18 protein-coding genes are annotated in these 23,418 nt (G+C 64.6%); 8 read left to right on the top strand and 10 right to left on the bottom strand.

Going from position 1 to position 23,418, the window contains the following annotated elements; genetic code table 11:
• Nucleotides 1–72: 72 nt before the first annotated feature.
• Both H7A87_RS08615 and H7A87_RS08610 read right to left on the bottom strand, forming a co-directional pair.
• Nucleotides 73–2,145: a PAS domain-containing sensor histidine kinase gene (locus H7A87_RS08615; RefSeq protein WP_104582849.1), complete on the bottom strand. Its 2,073-nt coding sequence runs from the start codon at nucleotides 2,143–2,145 to the stop codon at nucleotides 73–75.
• The gene (locus H7A87_RS08610) at nucleotides 2,132–3,646 is read right to left on the bottom strand and encodes an ATPase domain-containing protein (protein ID WP_104582848.1); all 1,515 of its coding nucleotides are present in this window, start codon (nucleotides 3,644–3,646) and stop codon (nucleotides 2,132–2,134) included. Before H7A87_RS08610 ends, H7A87_RS08615 begins: the two co-directional genes overlap by 14 nt.
• A 237-nt stretch (nucleotides 3,647–3,883) precedes the next feature.
• Here H7A87_RS08610 and H7A87_RS08605 point away from each other — a divergent pair, with 237 nt between their 5' ends.
• Complete coding sequence (locus H7A87_RS08605) at nucleotides 3,884–4,228, top strand: response regulator (RefSeq protein ID WP_104648493.1); 345 nt, start codon at nucleotides 3,884–3,886, stop codon at nucleotides 4,226–4,228.
• A 37-nt stretch (nucleotides 4,229–4,265) separates the two neighbouring features.
• Here the strand turns inward: H7A87_RS08605 and H7A87_RS08600 are convergent, their stop codons facing one another.
• Entirely contained in the window at nucleotides 4,266–7,124 is a 2,859-nt protein-coding gene (locus tag H7A87_RS08600; protein WP_119128374.1) for a PAS domain-containing protein, read from the bottom strand.
• A 415-nt stretch (nucleotides 7,125–7,539) separates the two neighbouring features.
• Here H7A87_RS08600 and H7A87_RS08595 point away from each other — a divergent pair, with 415 nt between their 5' ends.
• The 4 genes from H7A87_RS08595 to H7A87_RS08580 all read left to right on the top strand — a co-directional run bounded on the left by H7A87_RS08595 (nucleotide 7,540) and on the right by H7A87_RS08580 (nucleotide 12,538).
• Complete coding sequence (locus H7A87_RS08595) at nucleotides 7,540–8,004, top strand: MarR family winged helix-turn-helix transcriptional regulator (protein ID WP_104582845.1); 465 nt, start codon at nucleotides 7,540–7,542, stop codon at nucleotides 8,002–8,004.
• 36 nt (nucleotides 8,005–8,040) lie between these two features.
• A complete protein-coding gene (locus tag H7A87_RS08590; RefSeq protein ID WP_119128373.1) occupies nucleotides 8,041–9,225 on the top strand; it encodes an FAD-dependent monooxygenase in 1,185 nt (394 codons plus the stop codon).
• Nucleotides 9,226–9,636: 411 nt separating this feature from the next.
• Nucleotides 9,637–11,748 (top strand): methyl-accepting chemotaxis protein, encoded by a 2,112-nt coding sequence (locus H7A87_RS08585; protein WP_119128372.1) that lies wholly within the window; start codon nucleotides 9,637–9,639, stop codon nucleotides 11,746–11,748.
• 385 nt (nucleotides 11,749–12,133) lie between these two features.
• Entirely contained in the window at nucleotides 12,134–12,538 is a 405-nt protein-coding gene (locus H7A87_RS08580) for a hypothetical protein (RefSeq protein WP_119128444.1), read from the top strand.
• Between the two features lie 10 nt (nucleotides 12,539–12,548).
• Here the strand turns inward: H7A87_RS08580 and H7A87_RS08575 are convergent, their stop codons facing one another.
• Nucleotides 12,549–13,088 (bottom strand): hypothetical protein, encoded by a 540-nt coding sequence (locus H7A87_RS08575; RefSeq protein WP_180496945.1) that lies wholly within the window; start codon nucleotides 13,086–13,088, stop codon nucleotides 12,549–12,551.
• 178 nt (nucleotides 13,089–13,266) lie between these two features.
• A complete protein-coding gene (locus H7A87_RS08570) occupies nucleotides 13,267–13,560 on the bottom strand; it encodes a hypothetical protein (protein WP_119128371.1) in 294 nt (97 codons plus the stop codon).
• 544 nt (nucleotides 13,561–14,104) lie between these two features.
• On the opposite strand from H7A87_RS08570, the gene H7A87_RS08565 reads away from it, so the two are divergent.
• Together H7A87_RS08565 and H7A87_RS08560 are read left to right on the top strand one after the other, a co-directional pair.
• Nucleotides 14,105–14,656, top strand: a complete 552-nt coding sequence (locus H7A87_RS08565) for a CPBP family intramembrane glutamic endopeptidase (RefSeq protein WP_104648573.1) — start codon at nucleotides 14,105–14,107, stop codon at nucleotides 14,654–14,656.
• A 118-nt stretch (nucleotides 14,657–14,774) separates the two neighbouring features.
• A complete protein-coding gene (locus H7A87_RS08560) occupies nucleotides 14,775–15,149 on the top strand; it encodes a nuclear transport factor 2 family protein (protein WP_104582838.1) in 375 nt (124 codons plus the stop codon).
• Between the two features lie 141 nt (nucleotides 15,150–15,290).
• Here the strand turns inward: H7A87_RS08560 and H7A87_RS08555 are convergent, their stop codons facing one another.
• Entirely contained in the window at nucleotides 15,291–17,084 is a 1,794-nt protein-coding gene (locus tag H7A87_RS08555) for a PAS domain-containing methyl-accepting chemotaxis protein (protein ID WP_104648486.1), read from the bottom strand.
• Nucleotides 17,085–17,390: 306 nt separating this feature from the next.
• Nucleotides 17,391–18,467: a catalase family protein gene (locus H7A87_RS08550; protein WP_119128369.1), complete on the bottom strand. Its 1,077-nt coding sequence runs from the start codon at nucleotides 18,465–18,467 to the stop codon at nucleotides 17,391–17,393.
• Between the two features lie 290 nt (nucleotides 18,468–18,757).
• On the opposite strand from H7A87_RS08550, the gene H7A87_RS08545 reads away from it, so the two are divergent.
• On the top strand, nucleotides 18,758–19,396 hold the full coding sequence (locus tag H7A87_RS08545; RefSeq protein ID WP_180496944.1) for a DUF6766 family protein: 639 nt from the start codon (nucleotides 18,758–18,760) through the stop codon (nucleotides 19,394–19,396).
• A gap of 244 nt (nucleotides 19,397–19,640) precedes the next feature.
• Here the strand turns inward: H7A87_RS08545 and H7A87_RS08540 are convergent, their stop codons facing one another.
• The 3 genes from H7A87_RS08540 to H7A87_RS08530 are packed head-to-tail and all read right to left on the bottom strand — an operon-like array spanning nucleotide 19,641 to nucleotide 23,272.
• Nucleotides 19,641–20,450, bottom strand: a complete 810-nt coding sequence (locus H7A87_RS08540; RefSeq protein WP_119128368.1) for an OBAP family protein — start codon at nucleotides 20,448–20,450, stop codon at nucleotides 19,641–19,643.
• 40 nt (nucleotides 20,451–20,490) lie between these two features.
• A complete protein-coding gene (gene ligD / locus H7A87_RS08535) occupies nucleotides 20,491–23,082 on the bottom strand; it encodes a DNA ligase D (protein ID WP_119128367.1) in 2,592 nt (863 codons plus the stop codon).
• A 13-nt stretch (nucleotides 23,083–23,095) separates the two neighbouring features.
• A complete protein-coding gene (locus tag H7A87_RS08530; protein WP_119128443.1) occupies nucleotides 23,096–23,272 on the bottom strand; it encodes a DUF3606 domain-containing protein in 177 nt (58 codons plus the stop codon).
• Nucleotides 23,273–23,418 lie beyond the last annotated feature (146 nt).

Genomic DNA, 23,418 nt, shown 5'->3' with positions numbered 1-23,418 from the left:
TTCAAAGACACCACGCTGCCAGCCGACCGCAGCGCCGCCATGGCGGCGGCCGCAATCGACCGCGTGACGCACTCAGGCCGACGGCCCCAGCACCTCGTGCAGCTTTCCGCTGAACTCGCCCAGCGTAAATGGCTTAGCGATCATGCTCATGCCTTCGGCAAGAAACTCGCCGCGATCGCGCGCGGTTTCCGCATAGCCGGTCATGAAGATCACCGGCAGATCGCCGCGCGACTGCCGCGCGATCTCCGCCAGCTGGCGCCCGTTCAGTCCAGGCAGGCCCACATCGGTCACCAGCAGATCGATCCGCCGCGGCGAGGCCAGGATCGGCAGCGCCGCATCGGCATCGGCAACCACATCGGCCTGATAGCCCAACTCGTTGAGCAACTCGGTCACCAGCAGCCGCACCTGTTCGTCGTCTTCCACCACCAGCACCTGCTGGCCGCGCCCGGCCACCACCGCGCCGGCTTGCGGCTGCGGCGACACCGCCTGCGGATGGAGACCGGCCGGCAGATACAGGCTCACCGTGGTGCCCTTTCCCAGCTCGGATTCCACCCATACCTGCCCGTTGGACTGCTGCATGAAGCCGTAGATCATCGACATGCCCAGGCCGGTTCCCTGCCCGATCGGCTTGGTGGTGTAGAACGGTTCGAACACACGCTCCAGCACATCGGCCGGCATGCCGGCGCCGCTGTCGGTCACCGACACCACCGCGTAATTGCCCGGCGCCAGCGTCACCCCGCGCCCGAGTGCCAGCGGCTGCCCTTCGACCTGCAACTGGCGGGTGGCGATGCGCAACCGCCCGCCGTCGGGCATCGCATCGCGGGCATTGATCGCCAGGTTGAGCAGCGCGCTTTCCAGCTGGTTTTCGTCCACATACGCCTGCGGCAGGTCGGCCTGCAGATCGGTGTCCAGGCGCACCGATTCGCCCAGCGTACGCGCCAGCAACTCCTGCAGCGACACCACCAGATCGTTCAGATGCAGGTGCCGCGCTTCCAGCGATTGCCGGCGCGAAAACGCCAGCAGCCGTTGCGTCAGTGCAGCCGCACGCAGGGCCGATGCCGACGCCACATCCAGGAAGCGGCCCAGCCCCTCGGTGCGACCCTGGTCGATGCGCAGGCGCGCCAGATCCAGCGCCGACAGGATGCCGGTCAGCATGTTGTTGAAGTCGTGCGCGATGCCGCCGGTCAGCTGGCCCACTGCTTCCATTTTCTGCGCCTGGCGCAATGCCGCCTCGCTGGACTCGCGCGCCAGCATCTGCTGCTGCAGCTCGGCGGTGCGCTCGGCCACCTTGATCTCGAGCAGACTGGCCTGCTGCTGGATCGATTCCAGCGCCAGCGCGCGCGCGGTGATGTCGGTGGCAAATACATGAAAGCCGTCCACCTTGCCGTCCGCATCCAGGCGCGGCATGTAGCGGATCTCCGCATCCCGCCGGCGCCCGTCGGCGTGCGGCCAACTCGCCTCCACCGTCAACGCCTGCCCGGCCAACGCGGCTTCGATCCAGGCGCGACGCTCCTGCACCACCGCAGGTCCGACCACGTCCACCAAGGGCTGCCCGATCACTTCTGCAGGCGGGATGCCGATCCAGTCCTCGTACGAGCGGTTGGCAAAGCGGTACACCAGGTCCTTGTCGATGAAGGCGATCAGCACCGGCAGCGCGTCGGTGACCCGGCGCAATTCGGCCTCGCTCGACATCAGTGCGGTCTTGCTTTCGGCCAGTTGCGCCATCTGGTCGCGGATCACGAACTGCTTCTGGCGCGAGCGCAATGCAGTGGAAATGGCGCTCAGCAACGACGACGAACTCAGCGGCCGTTCCAGCTCGATGACATTGGTCACTTCCGGCGGCAGCGTGGCCTGGCGCCCGCCGTGGGCGCCGCGGGGTGCACGCAGCAGCACGAACGGAATATCCGACCAGGCAGCCTGGCTCTGCAGGATGTGCGAGAGCCGCTGCAGATCGCCGCCGACCGCTTCTTCGGTCAACACCACCACACCGGAGGCATCGAGCAGGTCGTCCGCCAGCGCTGCCAGCGAGCCATACACCCGGCGTGTCAGTCCGCGCTGGCCGACGATGCCGGCAATGCTTTCCGCATCGCGGCCGAATGGCGCGATGATGTGGACGATGGATCCATCCGGGTCACAGGTAGTCAAGGGGACGATCCAGCAATGGCGTATCGTCCCCGACGAAGTGCGGCGTACCGGTCAGCACGCCGTGGAATTTCTCCAGCGGCTCGCTCAGATGGATACCGCTCGTCCCGATGCGCAACTCGCGGATCGAATCCTCATGCGCGCCACTGCGGTTCTTGATCACCGACAAGGCCTTGCGGATGCGCCCCTGCGCCTCGAAGAAGCGGAACAGGATGACCGTATCGGCCATGTAGGAGATGTTGAGGTTGCCGGTGGACATCGTGCCGACCAGGCCATGCTGCGGATTGACCAGGAAGGTGGTCACGCCGCTCTGGTTGAGATAGGAAAGCAACTCGTGCATCTGCAGCATCAACTGCTTTTCCTGCGGCATCGAGGTGAGATAGCCGTTGAGGCTGTCGATCACCAGCAAGCGGCAATCGCGCTCTTCCACACTGGCGCGCACCGCCCAGGCGAACTCGCCCGGGGTCAGTTCGGCCGGATCCATCTGATGCAGTTCCAGCAGGCCCGCGTCCAGATACTTGCGCAGATCCATGCCCAGACTCTCGGCACGCGTCAGCAAGGTGCCGGTGCGCTCGTCGAACTCCAGGATGCAGCAATGCTCGCCGCGCTCGCAGGCGGCGGTGACGTACTGCAGCGCGATATTGGTCTTGCCCGACCCGGCAGGCCCGGTCAACAGCGTGCTGGTGCCGCGCAACGGCCCGCCGTGCAGCAGCGCATCGACCCGCTCAACGCCACTGGACACCGCATCGCCAATGAACGGCACGTGGTGGTCGGAGGCGATCAGACGCGGATAGATCCGCATGCCGCCGGTGGTGATGGTGATGTCGTGATAGCCGGCGATGAAATCCACGCCACGCAATTTCTGCACCTGCATGCGCCGACGCGCCGCACCGAAATCCAGCGTCATGCGTTCCAGCGAAATCACCCCATGGCACAGGCTGTGCAGATGCGCGTCGCGTTCGCCATTCTCGCCGGTGAGGTCATCGACCAGAAACACGGTGATATTGCGCGGCGCAAAGAACTGCTTGAGCGCCAGCACCTGGCGCCGGTAGCGCAGCGAATCCTGTGCCAGCAGGCGCAACTCGGACAACGAATCGAAGACCACACGCGTCGGCTTGACCCGGTCCACTTCGGCCTGGATCAGCTTGATGGTGCCGTCCAGCTCCATTTCCCACGGGTGCAGAATGGACTGCTGGCGTCCATCGCCCAGAAACGCCTCAGCCGAAGCGAGCTCGAAGATATGCAGCGCCTCCAGTGACCAGTCGTGCGAGGTGGCCACCTCGTTGAGCTCGTCGATGGTTTCCGACAGGGTCACGTACAGACAGCTCTCGCCCTTGGCCGCGCCATCGAGCAGGAACTGCAGCGACGCTGTGGTCTTGCCCGAGCCCGGCTGGCCTTCCAGCAGGTACAGGCGGTTGGGCGGCAGCCCGCCGCGCAAGATGGTGTCAAGCCCTGTCGTACCAGTCGTAATGCGGTTTGCGATCATCGGCTTCAGATTTCCCATGGACCTAAATTTATCACGGGCGCGTCATGCGCCGCTGCGCGCACGTGAATCGATCAGCTTGCTTGGTGCACCCTGCGCACCTGCACTACCGGCATCGTGCCGTGATCGGTGCCGCGCTTTATTACAGTTCCGACACGTTCGTCACGCGCGCAGGCCTAGCGTTGCAGCTGAAGTGCATCGCGTGGTTGCGATCGCTCGAGGACTGCGGTGAATCACGCATCATGTAACGCCCGTATCTTGCTGGTCGAAGACGACGATGCCATTCGTGCGATGACCGCCGATATCCTGGGTGACGAGGGCTATCAGGTCACCGCTTCGCCCGATGCCGAGCAGGCGCTTGAGCAGCTCAACCGGTCGTGCCCGTTCGATCTGCTGCTTTCCGATATCTGCCTGCCCGGCATGAACGGGCGCGACCTTGCAGACAGCGCGCGCCGCCTGTATCCCGCATTGCCCATCGTGTTCATGACCGGCTACGCCGGCTCCATTGCCAAGCGCGCGGATTTTCTCGATACCGGCATGCGCCTGTTGACCAAGCCATTTTCCTTGCGTGACCTGCTCGGCATCGTGCGCACCGCGCTGTAGGCGCACCCAACCGCCCGCAACGTGCTCCACCTCCGCATCACGGCGCCTTGCGCTCCAGCAGTTGCGCCACACGGCGCTCCAGGTCCACCGCCAGGAATGGCTTGGTCAACACTTCCATGCCCTCGTCCAGCTGCCCGGCGCCCACCGCCGCCGTTGCCGCATAACCGGTGACGAACAGCACCGGCAGTGTCGGCCGGTACTGCCGGCCCGCGTCGGCAACCTGACGTCCGTTCAACCCGCCGGTCAGGCCGACGTCGGTCACCAGCAGGTCGATCGCTTCCTGCGAACGCAGGCGCTCCACCGCCGCGCTGCCTTCGGCGGTCTCGATGACACGGTAGCCCGCTTCGCCCAGCACTTCGGACATCAGCACGCGGATCGCGGTTTCATCTTCCACCAGCAGCACCGTGCAGCTCTGCGCCGCCGAGTGCACCGGTTGCTCGCTCGCCGGCACCGTCTCGTCCTGCGGCAGCGCGCCGTTGAAGCGCGGCAGGTACAGCGCCATCGTAGTGCCCACGCCCACCTCCGAGTCGATCCGCACGTGCCCGCCGGACTGGCGGGTGAATCCGTAGATCATCGACAGCCCAAGACCGGTGCCCTGCCCGATCGGCTTGGTGGTGAAGAACGGCTCGAAGACCTTGGACATCACCTCGGCGCTCATGCCGGTGCCGGTGTCCTGCACGCTCAGGCACACGTACTCGCCGACCGGCAGGTCCAGCTGCTGGGCGGCTTCGGCCTCCAACACCCGGTTGGCGATACCGATGGTGAGCTCGCCGCCATCGGGCATCGCATCGCGCGCATTGATGCACAGGTTCAGCAGCGCGTTTTCCAGCTGTGGCGCATCCACCAGCACTTTCCAGGCATCGGGTGCGGGGCGCAGCCGCAAGGCAATCGACGGCCCCAGCGTGCGCGCGATGATGTCGTGCATGCCGTGCACCAGTGCCTGCACCTCCAGCGCGGTGGGCGCCAGGGTCTGCCGGCGCGAAAACGCCAGCAGCCGCTGGGTCAACGCGGTGGCGCGCGCGGCACTGGATTGGGCCATCTCCACATAGCGTTCCAGGCGGTCGTACTTGCCCTGTTCGATCCGCGTCTGCAACAGCTCCAGGCCGACGCTGATCGCGGTCAGCAGATTGTTGAAGTCGTGCGCCAGCCCACCGGTCAGCTGGCCAACCGCCTCCATCTTCTGGCTCTGGCGCAGCTTCTCTTCGGCCAGCAACAACGCCGCGCTGCGTTCGCGCACACGCTCTTCCAGCGTTTCGGTCAGCTGGCGCAGCTGCTGTTCGGCCAGCCGCTTGTCGGTGATGTCGGCAGCGGTGCCGAACCACTCCACGATCTGCTCGCGCTCGTCCAGCAAGGGGATCGCGCGCATCAGGGTCCACCCCACCTGCTGATCGGCATCCAGCACGCGGTATTCCAGATCCAGCCCGGACTTGTTGACGATCGAATGCGCAATGGCTTCGGACAGCCGTGCGCGGTCGTCCGGGTGCACCATCTCCTGCTGCCAGTTCAGGCTCGACGAGAGCGCATCGCTCAGCGCGCCCTCGCCCACCAGCTGGCGAAGCTCGCGCCAATCGGCCGTGGCCGAAAAAATCGATTGCGAGGACGCGCGCACCAACGCATCCAGCCGGCGCTCGCTCTTGCGCAAGGCTTCGCTGGCCAGCCGCTCGGCGGTACGGTCGCGCAACACCTTGACAAAGCCGATCGCCGCACCGGTTTCGTCGCGCAGCACCATCAGCGAACCATTCGCCCAGAAGCGCTGGCCGGACTTGCGCACATGCCAGCGCTCGTCCATGCCGCTGCCGCTTTCCAGCGCCGCCGCCGCCTCGATCAGGATCTGCCGGCGCTCCACGTCTTCCGGGGTGAAGGTGCGCTCCAGCGTCTGGCCGAGCATCTCGGCCTCGCTCCAGCCCAGGATGCGCTGCGCGCCCTCGTTCCAGGACGTCACCAGGCCGTACAGGTCGGTGGCGATGATCGCGTAGTCCATCACGCTGTCCAGGATCTGCCGGTTGCGCACTTCGGCTTCGCGCACCGCGCGTTCCAGGCCGATGCGATCGGTGATGTCCAGGCCCTGCACGAAGACGCCGGAGACGGTGCCGTCGGCACCGGCGATCGGCTGGTAGACCAGGTCCAGCAGGCGCCGCTCCACCGCGCCGCCCGGCTCCACCTGCACGTTGTAGGCGAGCGCGTTGGCCGTGTAGGCGCGCCCGGACTGATACACCTCGTCCAGCAGACGCAGATGCCCCTGCTCGACCAGATCGGGCAAGGCCTCGGCCAGGGGCTTGCCGATCACGTCGCGGTGGCCGATCAGGCGCGAATAGCACGGGTTGGCAAACTCCACCCGATGCTGCGGACCGCTCAGGAACGCCATGAACATCGGCGCCTGCTCGAACAAGCGGATCAGCCGCTCGTGTTCATCGGCAAGCCGGTTCTGCGCCACCTTGCGGGCGGTCACTTCGTTGGTCACGCAAAACGCGCCGCCCACGCGTCCATCGTCCAGATAAATCGGCGAGAACGAGAACGTCCACCAGGTGTCTTCCGGCGTGCCGTAGCGGTTCATGCCGATCGGCACTTCATCGAAGCGCGAGGCGCGCCCCGCGAACGCGGCCTCGATCGGCGCACGCACGGCCTCCCAGGCATCGGCCCACAAGTCCCGCAACGGCGCACCCAGGGCGTGCGGCTGCCGCGGCCCCAGGATGGGCGCATACGCATCGTTGTAGAAAAAGGTCAGCGCATCGCCCCACACCACATACATGCTTTCCGGCGAGCTGAGCATCAGGCTGACGGCATTGCGCAACGGCGACGGCCACTGCGTGGTCGGCCCTAGCGAGGTTGCGGCCCAGTCGTATGCGCGCACGGCCTGGGCCATGGCGCTCTGGCCATAAGGAAACGGCGCGCTCATGCGGCGCCCGGGCGTGCTGCCGTCCAGCGGCAGGCGTCATGCATGCAGCGCGCAACGCGGTGTGCGGCCAGCTTACCAGTCACCCAAACAAGCATCTTTGACAAAACCATTGAAGAGGAATCAGGGGCCAACGCAGCGCATCGCCGGCCGGCAGGGTCGGACATGCCGGCCTGACCTGCCAGCACAACGCCCTCCGGCATCGCCGTCGGCACCGCGCGCAGCGTGCAGCGCCCGCCTACGTTACAACACCCAGGTGGCTGACGTGACCCGACTGCGCGCCGCCCACCGCACCGCGCGCGTCGCTGCCCGGCATGCTTGGCTGGGAGACCTCGCCATGGCGCGCAGGCGGTGCCCCGTGGCGCGGGTGCCCGGATAAAATCGCCACCTGGCCCAAACGCGTGGCACGGTAACGCAGATGCAGGATCGCGACGTACTCATTCACCCCCTGGCCGCGGTAGCACCGGGGTATCTGGCCAACCATGCTGCGCGGGTCTTCAATCGCCTGGTGGATGCGCAACTGCGGCCGCACGGCATGTCGCTGGCACTGATCGGGCCGATCATGCTGCTGTCCTGGAAAGGGCCGATGCTGCAACGCGACCTGGTGATCGCCTCGGCCGTGAAGCAGCCAGCAATGGTGGCCCTGCTGGACAAGCTGGAGGGCCTGAAGCTGATCAAGCGCGCCCCGACGCCGCAGGACCGCCGCGCCGCGGTGGTGTCGCTCACGCCTGCCGGGCGCAGGATCGCCGAGATCGGCGGCAGGATCCTGACCGATCTGAATGCCGATGCGCTGAAAGACTTCTCCCCCGAGGAGGCGCAGCAGACCGTCGCGTTCATGCAGCGCCTGATCGCCAACCTGGAGCAGCGCGACCAGGGCATGTAACATCACCTCTGATATTAATTCTTTGGGTGATCTGTCATGCCGCGTCGCATCCTCATCACCGGCGCAAGTGTCGCCGGCAACACCGTGGCGTGGGCACTGGCCCAACAAGGCCTTGAGGTCACCGTCGTCGAGCAGGCTGAACAGTTTCGCGATGGCGGCCAGAACATCGACGTGCGCGGCGTCGGCCGCGAGGTCCTGCGGCGCATGGGCCTGGAGCAGGCCGCACTCGACCACGGCACCGGCGAGGAAGGCACCGCCTGGGTCGACGAACACGGCCACGCGGTGGCGACCTTCAAGACCGACGACATCGACGGCGATGGCCCGACCGCGGAACTGGAAATCCTGCGTGGCGACCTCGCCCGCCTGCTCTATGCGGCCGCCCGCCAGCACGCGGAGTATCGGTTCGGCGACCGCATCGCCAGCATCGCCGACGACGGCAATGCCGCCACCGTCCACTTCCAGAGCGGGCACAGCGAGCGCTTCGATGCCGTCATCGTCGCCGAGGGGGTCGGCTCGGCCACGCGCGAGCTGCTGTTTCCCGGCGAGAACGCGCCGCGCTGGATGGATCTGACCATCGCCTACTTCACCATCACACGCACCGCCGACGATGACCGCCTGTGGCGCTGGTATCACACCACCGGCGGGCGCAGCATCTCCTTGCGCCCGGACCGGCACGGCACCACGCGCGCCATGCTCTCGCTGCAGAAAGCCTCAGAGGGCGAACAGGACTGGGACGTGGCGACCCAAAAGGCCTACTTGCGCGAACGTTTCGCCGAGGCCGGCTGGCAGGCGGCGCGGGTGCTGGACGGCATGGACGGCACCGAGGATTTCTACTTCGACGCCTTGCGGCAGGTCCGCATGCCGCGCTGGCACGCCGGCCGTGTCGTGCTCACCGGCGACGCGGCCTGGTGCGCAACCCCGCTGGCCGGCATCGGCGCCACCCTGGCAGTCACCGGTGGCTATGTGCTGGCCAATGAGATCGCACGCGCCCAGACGCTGGAACAGGCGTTTGCCGCCTACGCCGCGGCCATGCGCCCGATGGTCGACAAAGGTCAGGGCGTGCCGAAGATCGGCCCACGGCTGATGAATCCGCACAGCCGGCTTGGCATCCAGCTGTTGCACGGCGCACTGAAATTCGCCAGCCAACCCAGCATCCAGAACATCGCCACCAAGCTGATGACGCCGTCGATGCAGGCGCCGGACCTGTCGCGCTACGACTGAACCAAATGGATCAGTGGCTGCGCTGCCATGGCGGCAGTGCGCGTGCTGAGCTCCACACCGGCCATCGGCCGCAGTTCCCTCGCAGCGGCCGCCTCCCCGCGCCACACCTCATCGACTGGATCGGCGTATCTCCGGGGGCTGAGAGGCGCCGCAGCGCGTCACTTCGGCCATGCCCGCCGCTTGCGACCTCGCCCACCCTGACCCGGCGCCAGCGCGAGGCCAACCGTGGATGAATCCCTCCGGCCAGATGGTTTCATTTCCGATGGCCGAAGCCGCTAACGAACAGGTCGAGACATCCTTCGTGCAGCGGCAACGCTGCCGGCCCCATCGGTGTCCCGGGCGCATCGCCTCCCAGCTGTTGCTGGGATTCTCCCCGCTCTTCCGCTCGCCGGATCACCGATCAAACTCCCTATGTCCCTGCTTTCGAATCTGCGTATCGGTCAGCGCCTGGCCCTCGGCTTCCTCGCGATCATTGTCCTGATGGTGATCCTCACCGTCGTCGGCATCCAGCGCGTGCGCAGCATCGACCAGCAGCTCACCGCCATCAACGAAGTGAACAGCGTCAAGCAACGCTATGCGATCAATTTCCGCGGCAGCGTGCACGACCGCGCGATCGCCCTGCGCGATGTCGTGCTGCTGGACGACCCGGCAGACCGGCAGACGGCAGAGCAATCGATCGACAAGCTCGCCGCGGACTACGCCCGCTCCGCCAAGCCGCTGGACGACATGATCGCGGCCTCCACGGACGCGGAAGAAAAGGCCATCCTCCAGCGGATCAAGGCCATCGAGCAGCGCACCATGCCGTTGATCGCGCAGGTGCGTGCGTTCCGCGATGGCGCCGACAAGCCGCATGCCGAACAACGCCTGCTGCAGCAGGCGCGCCCTGCCTTCGTCGCCTGGCTGGCCAGCATCAACACCTTCATCGACCTGCAGGAAGCCAAGAACCGTGCGGCTGCCAAGGATGCGGTCACCACTGCGCGCGGCTTTGCGATGCTGATGGTGGTCTCCACCGTCATCGCCTTGCTGCTGGGCGCAACGATTGCGTTGTTGCTGACCCGCAGCGTGGTGCTGCCGTTGCGGCAATCGCTGCGGCTGGCCGAGCGCATCAATGACGGCGACCTGCGCAGCCAGGACCTGCCCACCAGCAAGGATGAATCCGGCCAGCTGCTGCGCGCCATGCAGCAGATGCAGCGCCGCCTGCAGGATGTGATCTCCGCCCAACGCAGCATGGCGGCCCGCCACGATGCCGGCGAGATCAGCTACCGCACCGACGCCCAGCAGTTCCCCGGTGAATACGGGCACATGGTGCAGGACACCAACGCCCTGGTGCATGCGCACGTGCAGACCCAGCTGCGCATGACCGAGGTCATGGGCAGCTATGCCATTGGCGACCTGGCACCGGAAATCGAGCAATACCCCGGCGAAAAGGCCGCCATCACCGCCACCATGCAGCAGGTCAAGCAGAACCTGCGCGCCATCAACGCGCAGATCCAGCAGCTCACCCAGGCTGCATGCGCCGGTGACTTCGCGCTGCGCGGCCAGCCGGAAAAGTTCGAGCACGACTTCCGCCTCATGGTCGAAAACCTCAACACCATGATGGCCACCTCCGACACCAACCTGGCCAGGTTTTCCGACCTGTTGCGGTGCATCGCCGATGGCGACCTGACCGTGCGCATGAGCGGCAACTTCCACGGCGTGTTCGCCTCCATGCGCGACGATGCCAACAGCACCGTGCATCGCCTGACCGACATCGTCACGCATATCCAGACCACCTCCAACAGCATCGGCTTTGCCACCGAAGACATCGCCAGTGGCAACCAGGAACTGTCCCGCCGCAGCGAACAGCAGGCCGCCAGCCTGGAAGAAACCGCCGCCTCGATGGAAGAGTTGACCTCCACCGTCAAGCAGAATGCCGAGCACGCCGGCCGTGCCAATCAGCTCGCGCTGGGCGCCGCCGCCATCGCCTCGGAAGGGCGCGACGTGGTCGGCCAGGTCATCGAACAGATGTCCGGCATCGAGGCATCGTCCAGGCGTATCGCCGACATCATCTCGGTCATCGACGGCATCGCCTTCCAGACCAACATCCTCGCCCTCAATGCCGCCGTCGAGGCCGCACGCGCCGGCGAACAAGGCCGAGGTTTTGCCGTGGTCGCCTCGGAAGTGCGCACCCTCTCGCACCGGTCATCGGACGCCGCCAAGGAGATCAAACGCCTGATCGACGACTCCGTGCAACGCGTCGCCGACGGTGCAACGCTGGTGCACAAGGCCGGCACCACCATGGGCGAGGTCGTCACCAGCGTCCAGCACGTCACCGACATCATGGGCCACATCTCCGCCGCCTCGCTGGAACAGGCCGGCGGCATCGAACAGGTCAACCGGACCATCGCCCAGATGGACGAAACCACCCAACAAAACGTCAGCCTGGTCGAAGCGGCGAGCACCGCCGCACGTTCGCTGGAAGCGCATTCGACGCAACTGACGCGGGCGGTCGAGGTATTCAAGGTCAATACGTCGGTGATCTAACCGGGCGGATAGCGTGACCTGCCGCCGGTCCGGACCAGAGCCGACGTGCAGCGATTGGTGATCGGCCAACCTGCGCTGCCCGGCGCCGGATGGCCGCGCGGGTAAAGGGGGAAAACGACAACGGCAATCGCACGGGGATGCCGGGACGAGGTGGATCGGCCGCTGATGCGCTGGTTCATGACATCCCGGCTCGCCGGGTCACACAGTGTCGTTGCCAGGTGCACAGATCAGTCGGCTCGCCTTCGCTGCCGGCGCTCGCGCACTGCTGGCGCCTGCGCGAGAGCACCACGGCGAAGTGACGCCACATCGCCGTGATGTGATTGCTACCCAGGTGCAGCTCGCCGAACATCAGCTTTTATTTGGACAACATGCGAGCATGACCGCCATGCAACGTATCCGCCTCTTCCGCAGACCAGTACTTGTAACGCTTCTGGCCGTTTCACTTGCCGGATGCGCGGCGGCTGGCTCCATCACTGCGCGGCCCATCGAAGGCCCGGTACGGCTGGGAGACATCGCGGCGGTCGATGGCCCCAGGGTTCGTCCCGACCGCGTCATCGAAGACAGCCGTTGCCCGGCCGAGGTGCAGTGCGTCGTGGCGGGCCGGTTGATCGTCAGGGCAACCGTGCTCGGCGGGGGCTGGTCCAAACAGATCGATCTCACGCTTGGCGTGCCGGTGGCTGTGGCCGATGGCCAGTTGACGTTGGTCGACGCCACTGCTCCACCAGCAGACTCGGCAACGGCCTCCACGTCGGCCATGCGCTTCACCTTCCGCTTTCAGGGTGGCCGTTAATCACACTACTTCAGACCCTCGGCGATGCAGCACGAACACGGGGTCCTATAGGTGCCAGCACGTCATCCAGCGCTGCTCGTAGCCGTTGAACCGAGACATATGCCTGCTCTCGCGTTGCAAAGCTCGAGAATCCCATGAGCAAACCGCCCGTCGATGAGGGCCGGATTCGCCACCTGCTCAATGCCTGAAGTGGCAGTCCGTGGGATTGGGCGGCCTGCGCCAGCAACGCATCACGTTGCCCTGTCGCGGGATAGGCCAGCACCTGGAGTCCGCCTGCCTGGGGCTGGATCGCCATGCGGGAACCAAAGATATCGGTGAGCGCATCGACCAAATAGCTGCGCCTCTGACTGTAGAGCACACGCATCTTGCGCAAGTGACGGGAGAAGTGCCCTTGCTCCATGAACTCGGCGACCGTGGCCTGTGACACGAAGGATCCCACACCGCCAAGCTGCCCGGCTGCCCCGATGAAACGTTCGATCTGGGCCTTGGGGACAACCAGATAGCCATCAATGCAGGTTGCCCGCGATGCCTGGCACTGCAGATAGCCCATCAAGGCACGGAATGGGAGCTTGCCGGCCGGCAGGAGCCTGGTCGGCACACGGTTGCAGCAGCTGCTCACCGTTGCCTTCGCCGATCCAAGCGCGACGTACGGCTCCGCTATGCACCGCGTCGCCAAGTGCTGTGCGTCAAGCACGGGCATCGCAAGCGCGGCCTGGTCGCAATCCCAGCTAGAATTGACCTCTGGCCTGGGGAAAACAGCGCTCCATTCGATCCGTCCACGCTGCCAGCTGCTCGAGCGTATACGCCTCGATGGGCTTTGCCGTTGTCGACGCGGCTTTATGTTGTGAAGCAGTTGCAATCAACGACGAAGAAAGGCGATCCCAGCAACGCATGAGCAGCACGGGAGATGGATGCGAAGCAACCACTGCCTCAAGCACCGCACCTTGAGCCACCCTTGCTGCCTGCAGGTCGCTCAACGCATCCACAACCGCTGTCATCCATTGCTCGTTCAACTGCTCCATACCTGTCAACAACGCTGTGGGAAGCGCATAGCGTATCCGGATCCACAGGCTATTGGTGGCGCCATGTGTTCCTCGCTGCAAACACAGCTGAACCAGCAAGGTGATGCCGGGTTCAAGCAGAGCGTTGGCCCGACATACGTCTGCAGGCACCGGTGGCCGACGCAGTCGCTGCGGCATAGACCCATCGCGCGAAGAGATACATGCCAGTGCTACACCGGGCGGGCTTGTTGATGATCGACGCCGGCTGACTGCCTGCGTCATTGGCCGGCCCCATGACGGTGACCGGATCATGGCCGAGACCCTGTCCATGCCCCATCCCTCTTCGCAGATAGCAGCCCATGCCCTCTGGCACAGGACGCTTGTCTCTCCTGTTGCTACCGTTCAAGGACCTACTCGATCTCCTTCCAGCATGTTTCAACAAGGCGACGCAACCGCATATCACCGCCCGGGCAGTCCTGCGCTGGGACATCCTTTGGCACGCATCGCAGCGATCGCAGTCATCCTCGCGCTGGCGCATTACCGCTGGTTGCAGTTTCCCTGGCGGATGCCGGTGGTCGGCGTACTCGGGATCGCATTGGTCTGGCTGGAAACGCGCTCGCTGGGTGCCTGCGGACTGCAGCGCCGGCCCTTTCGCGCCTGGCTTGGTTGGACACTGCTGCTGCTCGCGCTCGTCATCGGCTTGGTCAATCCGTTCGTGCAACCGCTGATCGATGCCCTGACCGGGACCAAGGCCGATTACAGCGGCTACGGTGCATTGCGTGGCAACTTCAACGCGGCCGCCCAGCTGGCAGGCGGTGCCTGGCTCAGCGCCGCGCTGGGCGAAGAACTGGTCTTCCGTGCGTTCTTGATGCACCACCTCGATCACGTGCTGGGCCGCTATCGTGGGGGCCAGGTGATGGCGGCAGTGGCAGGGGGAGCACTCTTCGGCGCGATGCACCTGAGCCAAGGTATCTCGGGGGTGCTGCTGACCGGGCTTGTCGGCGCCTTGTTTGGCTATGTCTACCTGCGATCAGGACGCAACCTGTGGGCGACGGTCCTGGCGCATGGGTTGATCGATACCTGGGGCATTGCGACGCTGTACCTGGGTTGGTATTAGGAAGCACGCACCCTGATCCGCTTGCTCCAGTGCTTGACTGCCCGGAGTCCTTGCCACGTCGTCCGCACCTGCTGTGCGGTGGCGACTTGCCTTCCCGACACGAGAAGATTGCCCAGACATGACCACCGATAACGTGCTCTCGATCGTTCAGGCGCAGCTGGACGCCTACAACGCCAAGGATATCGACGCATTGCTGGCGACCTATGCCGACGATGCCGAGCATTACACCTTGCACGGCCCCCGACTGGCGAAAGGACACGCCATGCTTCGCGAGCGCTTTCTCGCCCGCTTTGAAGAGCCGGACCTGCATGCGCGGCTGTTGTCGCGGACCGTCGTCGGCAACATCGTCGCCGATTCGGAGCTGATCACCCGCAACCTTGCTGACGGGACCAGTCTTGTTGAGATGCTCTGCATCTACGAGGTGGCCGATGGAAAAATCCAGAGGGCCTCATTCGCTACCGGCGCACGCATTGCCACTGCACCTGCGCGATGAAACATCCCAGGCGAGCGGTTTGCACCGTGCGCCTTTTTTCAGGCCGAGCGTAAAAAAGCCACCGACTGCATTCTGGTTTTCAGCGCACCGCCCTGCATCCCGGCGTCGCCAGGCCGCAGGGCGGCGCACTGGCTGCATGCGTCATGCAGCCAGTGCGAGCTTCGCCTTGCCACTGACGCTGCGTGAACTGTTCGCAACACTCTCCACCAGCGCGGTCGCCTGATCTTCCAGTGCGCGGGCCGACGATGCCATGGTGTCGACGAGCGCGGAGTTTTGCTGCGTGGCCGCATCCATCTGGGAGATCGTTTGATTGATCTGCTCGATGCCGGCGCTCTGCTCGTGGCTGGCCGCCGCAATGCCACCCATGATGTCGTTGACCTGCCTCACCGACGACAGCAGCTCTTCCATGGCCTTGCCCGCCACGTTGACCTGCTCCGCGCCCTGCCCCACCTTCGCACCCGAATCGGCGATCAGGTCGCGGATCTCCTTGGCGGCCATGGTGCAGCGCTGAGCAAGGCTGCGCACCTCCGAAGCGACGACCGCAAAGCCGCGTCCCTGCTCGCCGGCCCGCGCTGCTTCCACGGCCGCATTCAGGGCAAGGATGTTGGTCTGAAACGCGATGCCGTCGATGACGGTGATGATTTCGCCGATCTTGCGCGATGACGCCTGGATCGCTGCCATCGTGCTGACCACCCCATTGACCAGCTCGCCGCCATGCAGCGCGGTCTCTGCGGCCTGGCTCGCCAGCGAATTGGCCTGACGCGCGCCTTCGGCGTTCTTGCGAACGATGCTGGTCATCTCCTCCATGGAACTTGCGGTTTCCTCGAGGGCGGCCGCCTGCTGTTCCGTGCGCCGTGACAGGTCATCGTTGCTGCGCACGATATCGCCTGCCGCATTGCTGAGCGTGTTTGCCACCTCGCCGAGCTGACGTCCGGCCTCCACGTCCATCAACGCGCCCACCGCGCGCAACGGCGTGCCATCTGCCGCGCGCTTGGTCAGACCGCGTGCGCGGAACCAGCGGTATTGGCCGTTCTTGAGCTGCAGGCGGTACTCGATGTCGAAGTTGGTGCGGCCACTGCGGTCGTTCAGATGCGCTGCGAACGCATTCAGAGAACGCTCCTTGTCTTCCGGGTGAAGCCGTGACGCCCAGCTATCGAGCACATTGGGGAACTCCTGCTCGGACTCGAAGCCAAGCAGGTGGCGGAACTGCTGCGACCACCAGAACTCGTTGCTCGGATTGATCGGGTCACCCGCGATCACGCTCATGTCCCACAACCCATCGCTGAGCATCTGCGAGCCGAGCTCGAAGCGCGTCAGCGTGATGTCGAGGAACTGCTCCCGCTCACGGCGCTCGGTGATCTCGGTGAGCGACCCGGCCACACGCAGCGGCAGGCCTTGCGCATCGCGCTCGGTCGTGCCGAATGCGCGGAACCAGCGGTATTCGCCGGACTTCAGGCGCAGGCGGTTTTCCACGTCGTAGGGAGTGCGACCACTGCGATCGGCAAGGTGTGCCGCGAAGGCATCCAACGTCGGCTGCTTGTCGTCCGGGTGCAGGCACGCGACCCAGCTGTCCAGGACGTTGGGGAAATCCTGTTCGGACGCAAAACCCAGCAGCCGGCGCATCTGCGGCGACCACCACACCGGGCTGTCCGGATGCGTGGGATCTCCGCCGATGACGCCGATATCCCAGAGCCCGTCAGTGGTGCCGCTGGCGACCAGTTCGAAGCGCCCCTCCAGATGGCGCAACGCGGTCGTCGCCTCTTCCGCCCGGGCCTGTGCCAGATCGCGCTCCTGTTGCGCCGCATGCAGGGACTCGGCCAGCTTCCTGAGAAGCAGAGCCGTCCCGTTGTTCGGCCATTGCGCAGTGCCGCCGTTCAACGTGGCATCGACCGCTTTGGTCAGCGCGTCCACCTTGTGGCTGTCGGAGAAAAACATGGCGACCTCTGCTACTTGCGTTAGGGATGCGTCCCTAGCGGCAGCGATCGGTCCTTCTTGATAGTGGTGTCTCGATCTGACAGCCCGGATGGGTCCAGCATTCAGCTGGACGCGACCGGCAGCGCTGTTGGAGAGGGGCTGACACCTGCAACTTCCTTGCCACGCGGGGCCGGGCCGCCAAGTGGACTGACGTTGTCGTCCATCTCTTGCGAGTTCTCAAACACTCCTGGCTGGCAGCTGCAGTCCGGGGCACGCAGACCACGCGGAGGCATCGGGGCCATACGGCAAGGTCAAGCAACGACCGCGCTAGACGCCGGCCGGCTCGTGGATCGGGCAGCGATTGAACTCGGCGCGGAATCGACGTGATGCTGCCATCACGACACGGCGCGCCCGGTTGATGGCGCCCAGCGGCCGGTGAGCGGCCAAGGCATGCCACGGCGAGAAGGCGATGCGGTCTTCCAGCCGTTGCGAGTTCTCCCCGTCCCAGCCGGCCTGGCGCTCGACGACCACACGCGCCACTGCGACAAAGGGGCTGATGGATTGCGGCCACTCCGTCGAGGCATCCTCGACCGGCATCTTGTCCACATCCCGGCACAGCTGCACGCGCAGCTCCCACTCGGCTGGGCTGTCCAGGGTGCTGATGGCGTGATGAACGGCATCGCGTTGCGCGTCCTGGGAGTCGCCCACGTCCTCACCATCCAGTGCGAGGAGGTTGCTGGACACCGGCGCAAGCGAGAACTTGGCGATGTAGCGGCCGTAGAGATACGGCACCTGCGAAAAGAAGGTTTCGCCCAGCGGATGAATCTGCGGCTGCCCGCCCAGCTGCTTGATGCTGCCACTTCCCGCGCCGATCTTCTCAAGGCTGTTCTCCACCCCTCGAAGCACTTTTGAGAGCGCTGCCTTGGCACGTGGCGCCTTCTCAGTGGTCGTCGCAAGAACACGAAAATTACGCAGAAAACCGTCAGGACCCGGCGTGGTGAAGGAAGGGCCATTGACCATCAAAAAATCCTGACTGTGCTTTTCATCTCCACCCTCCACGCGCTCGCCACTCACGCCCAAGACCTTCAGCGCCAACGCACGCGGAGTCGAAACCGCATCGCTCAACTGTTCTGCAGGCGGCGATGACAAGCGGATATATGAATCGTATTGCCCGGGTTCTGCGAACAGGCCTTGCCGTAGCTCTTCCGGCAGATCGTTGAGCACGGTGAATTTGGCGGTCAGCAGGCCCTGCCCTTTCGCATGGACCGCGCGGTGCGCATGCCCCTCCTTCTCAGCCACGGTCGTTGCCATGTCAACGAACAACGCTTCCAGGGAACGGATGGTTTCCTGCTCACTGACGCTGGGCGTTTCCAGATCGGGGCGGTATTCGACGGGCGGGTTCATGCGGTTCCTGGCTTTATGGCTGGTAAGGCCACTGTGCTACACGCCCTGTTTACGCCCCGTCGAAACCAACAAGCGGATCAACGGTGGATGCTGCGCATGTTGCCTGTCCCGGCCGCCACCGATGGGCGCTCCTGCCCAAGCCCGCCATGCTCACCGACCTGATCAACGCGGCAGGGTTCCCAGATCCCGGAGTGCCCGTTGAGGGGCGGCACGCGATGCCGCTCCTTCACGAATTCCTGCGCTGGCGGGACTAACGTAGGATCGCTCGCTTACCTCTAGGGCGTATGGGCATGTGGAAACGAAATGGCTTATCGATCGTGCTCCTCTTCTTGCTTCTCTGCTTCTTTGGAGGCCAGGTGTGGACCGGCTTCCTGGCACACAATCAAGAACTCGCTGATAAGCACCGTGCGACATTGGAGCTGTGGAACTACCTGCACAGCGGGCACTTCGTCAGCGCCACCTTCGAGAACTGGGAAAGCGAGTTTCTTCAGATGGGCATGTATGTCCTGCTGACCGTCAGCCTTCGCCAGAAGGGCTCGGCTGAATCACGCCCCTTGGACGAAACTCAGGAAAAACAGCGCATCGAGGCTGGAACGACGCCTTGGGCCGTTCGCAAAGGCGGGCTCTGGAAGACCTTGTATGGTCATTCCCTGGCAATTGCCTTCGGGGCCCTGTTCCTCATGAGCTTCTCCTTGCACCTGGCGGGCAGCTGGCGTGCGGAAGTGGATGAGCAGGTGGCGCTTGGACAGCCTGCCCCCACGTGCTGGGAGCACCTCTGGAGCAGCAGCTTCTGGTTCGAGTCCTTCCAGAACTGGCAAAGCGAATTTTTGGCTGTGCTTTCATTGGTCATCTTGACCATCTTTCTACGCCAGAAGGACTCGCCTCAGTCAAAACCACTGGCCGCCCCGCACAGCCAGACGGGCGATTGAGGGAGTCAGGCCGTCCCGCTTTGCTGATCATCCACATGTCCCTGCCTTGTCACTTTGCCGGGGCCAGCAGGGGTAGATAAAACGCGCAGAAGAGCCGCGTTTACGAGATCCGCTTCATGCACGATGGTCCGGGCTTGGCGAGGACCCGCGTCACCCAGCGGCCCCTATCAACAGACTGCAAGCACCATGCGAGCGGAGCGTGCGCCGGGTGTGGCCGACCACGTCCCACTCAGGCACTGCACAGCTACCGGTCGGTCGAACCATTGGACGTCGCGTTCTCCTTCCGATTGGAGGGCTGCTTATCCCGGCTCTCGGCTCCGTGCGCGTGTCCACCGCTTGGGTCCTGGATTTGGATCACCGTCCCCTGTTGCCAGGCGTCTGCCCCCGGATCTATGTTCGGCACGGGGATATCGGCGCGACGCTTTCGCTTGTCCTCGCTACTGACGCCAAGCCGCGCATCGCGAGTGGCCACCATCTCCGGGTTTGCTTGACCATCAGCAGTGAAGCCCATCATCAGCTGCGGCATGCCTCGCGGAAGGTCCTTGTCCAAGTCGGTGTGCCAGGTGTGCCAGGTTTTCCCGTACGAGCGGATGAGCTTTTCCATGAGCTCATGCTCGGCCACCTCCGGGATCCCTGGCGCGACCAGCTGCCCCGATGTCACTTCCTGGACGTGGCTATGCCAGAGCGCCTTCTCCTGCTCAGGCAGGCCCGCGAACAGCTTCTCACTGATGATGTACTCCACGCCCATGAGCTTGGCGTCTTTCACATTGCCATCGTAGATGGTGCACTGGATGACATCCTCATTGAGGATTGAGCAGTAGTGATGCGCCTCCATCTGCGCATTCATCTGACCATTGTAGAAATGAAAGCCGTCCAGGTAGGCGTTGACGGCATCGATCGGAGGCCGATCCTGCATCACTGCTGCGCCCGTCTCCAGGGCCTTCGTCTTGGCCGTTTCCTCCGCTCCGGGCGCTTGAACACTGGACTGGGTGTTTCCGCCCCCGCACGCGGTTAGGACGACGGCTGCCGCAGCGGATAGGATGGATCGACGCATCGGTTTCTCTCCCAAATCAGTATCGAGGCAGGCGGCCAGGTCAGGCGTCTTGCGCCCAGCGGGCCAGGTTTTGCTGGATCGTGTTGATGTCCGCCCAAGGATCTTTCCTGCGTCTGGCCAACTTCGCCGGCACGTCCTTCATGGTGAACGCGTCCGCACGGGTCAGCTTGGCAAGCTCGCTCCAGGCGATGGGCATGGCCACCGGGGCGCCGGGGCGGCCGCGCAGGGAATACGACGCGACCGCTGTCGCCCCGCGGCCGTTACGCAGGTAGTCCACAAAAATGCGTTTGTTGCGAAGGCTCTTGGTTGACGTGGCCAAAAAGCGGGTCGGCTCCGATTGTGCCAACGCGTCGGCAAACCCCTTCGCAAAGCGCTTGGTCAGGTCCCAATCGCATCCCGGGTTCAACGGCACCACCACGTGCAACCCCTTCCCTCCTGACACCCGCAAGAACGACGCCAGTTCTAACTGTTCGAGCAGTTTTCGGATGTCCACGGCTGCCTTTTTGACTTCGGAAAAGGGCACATCAGGGCCGGGGTCCAAGTCAAAGACGACGCGGTCGGCCCGGTCAGGCGCTTCCGCGTGGCTGCCCCACGGGTGGAACTCCAGCGCATTGAACTGCACCAGCTCAAGCAGACTTGCCGCGTCCCTGACCACCAAGTAGTGGGCGTTGATCCCGCTGTCTTCTTTCAGCCGCACCGCATCCACGAGCTCCAGGCCGGCGGTGTGGTGCTTCTGGAAGAAGCAAGGTTTGGCGGTCCCGCTGGGGCACCGGATGATCGACAAGGGGCGGCCGATGACCTCGGGCAACACGTGGTCGATCACGGCGGTGTAGTAATCCCACACGTCCTGTTTGGTGGCCTTGATGTCAGGAAAGATCACCTTGGTCGGACTGGACAGCCGAGGGGGCGTGCGGCCTCGGGTTCCTGTCGGGGCCGTGCTGTGCTTTGAAGCATTGCCGTGCTTTGAATCGCTCTTGAGCTGCTTGCCAGGGGGTTTGAGCTTGGAGGCGTCGACGGGCTCTTCGACTGCGGCAGCCCTGTCGGAGTCCGCCAAATCGGCCACATCCTTGTCTCGCCTGACCGCCTTGAGCGAGGCTTGGCGCAGCAATTGCTGCCCGCCGATGCCGCGATAAAACACCTCCACCACGAACCTCGGCTCAAACCACGTGGCCGAGCGAAGGTCGGTGTCCTTGGTGGGAACATGAGCACTAGGCGTCTTTCCGCCGGCTTGGCCAACCAGTTGGCCCACCTCGTTGATCAGCGCCTCGGAAAAGCCCGAACCCACCCGCCCAACGTAAAGCCAGCCGTGCTTGGGGTCGGGCTTGGCCAGGAGCAACGACCCGAACCCCGTGCGGCTGCCCTTGGGCGCCGTGTAACCCACGACGGCAAACTCGTCGCTGGCCAGCTGCTTGGTCTTCTTCCAGTCCTCGCTCCGGCCTGCGTGATAGGCGCGGTCTGCACGCTTTGAGATGATGCCTTCAAAGTGGCGTTCGCCAGCCAGCCGGTAGGCCGATGCCCCATCGCCCTCGATGTGGGAGCTGAAGGCCAGGTGCCCTGGGCTGCCCTTCAACAACTCCTGCAGCAGTTGCTTGCGCTCCAGTAGGGGCGCATCGGCAATATCCACCCCGTCGATGTGGAGCAAATCGAACAAGGCATAGGCCAATGTGCCTTGCCGTTCCCCGGACAGGGTGGCCTGGAGGAGATTGAAGTCATCTTTGGTACCGCTGCCGGCGATGAGCTCACCGTCCAGCGCCCCCGACGTCAGCCCGAGGGCAGCGACGGCATCCCGGATTTCGGGAAGCTTTTTGGTCCATTCCAGGGCATTGCGGGACCAAAGGCGCACCTCACCGTCGGCAATGGTGGCCAGAATGCGGTAGCCATCCCACTTGATCTCATGCACCCAGTGGTCGCCCTGGGGTGGGGCATCGCCGAGCTTGGCCAGCTGCGGTTCGAAGGAACCGCCTGGCGGCTCGGCTTTTTTGGCCCTGGTCAGCGCGGCGGCCTTCTTCGACCAATCCTTGCGACGGCCCTTCTTTGGCAGAGCCACGGCCGTAAGCTTTCTCTTGTCTGCCTTGCCAGCCCCTGCCCGCTTCAGATCTTCAGGCGGCGGCGAGGTGACATCGCCCAACAGGTCATCTGCCTCCACATCGCTGGCGAAGGCATCGTCTTCTTTGAATAGGAGCCATTGCGGCTGCTTGGCCGGTTTGCCCGACCGGACCAGATGCCAACCGCCTTTGAGCTTGGTGCCAAAGAGCTCGAAACGCAGATGTCCCTTGGCGAGTTGGGCCTCCGGGTCGCCCGACGTAGCCCACACCCCATGGTCAAACTGGGCGACGTGGCCGCCACCGTATTGCCCCTTCGGAATCTCGCCTTCGAAGGCGGCATAGTCCACGGGGTGGTCTTCGACCTCCACCGCCATGCGCTTGACCTTCGGATCGTAGCTGGGGCCTTTGGGAACGGCCCAGCTCTTGAGTGCATCACCGACCTGGAGCCGGAAGTCGTAATGACGGCGGCTGGCATGGTGAAGTTGCACCACGAAAATCGCCCGTTGCCCTGATGGCAACACCTTTCCCGGTTCGGGTTCCTTGGTCTTGTCGAAGCTCCGCTTGCGGCGGTATTCGGTGAGGGACATGCCCTACTCCCGGTTACTTGCCCAGGTGCCTACGCACGGCCGCCGCGGTGGGGCCGACAGCCTTGACCGCCGCCCGAAGCTCCTCGGCGCTGACGCCCAGGGCCTTGGTCCAATACTGCAGCTCGTAGTCTTCATTGACGTTGACGCGATCGCGATCCGGACTACCCGCGTTGTTCTTGTCATCGGTCATGGTGACCTCCTCGATGTGTGGCGATCTGCCATCGTGCCGGTGCTGCTTATTACGGTGCTCGCCCTCTGGAAGTTCGGCACCCCCGCCCATCGCAGTACACTGGAATGTGGCGCAGAGCAGCGCCCCGGCGGAACGGCCGCCAAGGC

It is taken from the genome of Xanthomonas sp. CPBF 426 (assembly GCF_903989465.1).
GTDB lineage: Bacteria > Pseudomonadota > Gammaproteobacteria > Xanthomonadales > Xanthomonadaceae > Xanthomonas > Xanthomonas euroxanthea.
Note: the sequence above shows the minus strand (reverse complement) of the source record. Positions and strands in the feature narration are given on the sequence as shown.

Bases quoted from the DNA above. Each gene is read 5' to 3' on its own strand.
- H7A87_RS08530 (WP_119128443.1), bottom strand. From the start codon at position 23,272: ATGACCGATGACAAGAACAACGCGGGTAGTCCGGATCGCGATCGCGTC.
- ligD (WP_119128367.1), bottom strand. From the start codon at position 23,082: ATGTCCCTCACCGAATACCGCCGCAAGCGGAGCTTCGACAAGACCAAG.
- H7A87_RS08585 (WP_119128372.1), top strand. From the start codon at position 9,637: ATGTCCCTGCTTTCGAATCTGCGTATCGGTCAGCGCCTGGCCCTCGGC.
- H7A87_RS08565 (WP_104648573.1), top strand. From the start codon at position 14,105: ATGCCGGTGGTCGGCGTACTCGGGATCGCATTGGTCTGGCTGGAAACG.
- H7A87_RS08610 (WP_104582848.1), bottom strand. From the start codon at position 3,646: ATGGGAAATCTGAAGCCGATGATCGCAAACCGCATTACGACTGGTACG.
- H7A87_RS08550 (WP_119128369.1), bottom strand. From the start codon at position 18,467: ATGAACCCGCCCGTCGAATACCGCCCCGATCTGGAAACGCCCAGCGTC.
- H7A87_RS08555 (WP_104648486.1), bottom strand. From the start codon at position 17,084: ATGTTTTTCTCCGACAGCCACAAGGTGGACGCGCTGACCAAAGCGGTC.
- H7A87_RS08575 (WP_180496945.1), bottom strand. From the start codon at position 13,088: ATGGGCTATCTGCAGTGCCAGGCATCGCGGGCAACCTGCATTGATGGC.
- H7A87_RS08540 (WP_119128368.1), bottom strand. From the start codon at position 20,450: ATGCGTCGATCCATCCTATCCGCTGCGGCAGCCGTCGTCCTAACCGCG.
- H7A87_RS08560 (WP_104582838.1), top strand. From the start codon at position 14,775: ATGACCACCGATAACGTGCTCTCGATCGTTCAGGCGCAGCTGGACGCC.
- H7A87_RS08570 (WP_119128371.1), bottom strand. From the start codon at position 13,560: ATGGAGCAGTTGAACGAGCAATGGATGACAGCGGTTGTGGATGCGTTG.
- H7A87_RS08590 (WP_119128373.1), top strand. From the start codon at position 8,041: ATGCCGCGTCGCATCCTCATCACCGGCGCAAGTGTCGCCGGCAACACC.
- H7A87_RS08580 (WP_119128444.1), top strand. From the start codon at position 12,134: ATGCAACGTATCCGCCTCTTCCGCAGACCAGTACTTGTAACGCTTCTG.
- H7A87_RS08600 (WP_119128374.1), bottom strand. From the start codon at position 7,124: ATGAGCGCGCCGTTTCCTTATGGCCAGAGCGCCATGGCCCAGGCCGTG.
- H7A87_RS08545 (WP_180496944.1), top strand. From the start codon at position 18,758: ATGTGGAAACGAAATGGCTTATCGATCGTGCTCCTCTTCTTGCTTCTC.
- H7A87_RS08595 (WP_104582845.1), top strand. From the start codon at position 7,540: ATGCAGGATCGCGACGTACTCATTCACCCCCTGGCCGCGGTAGCACCG.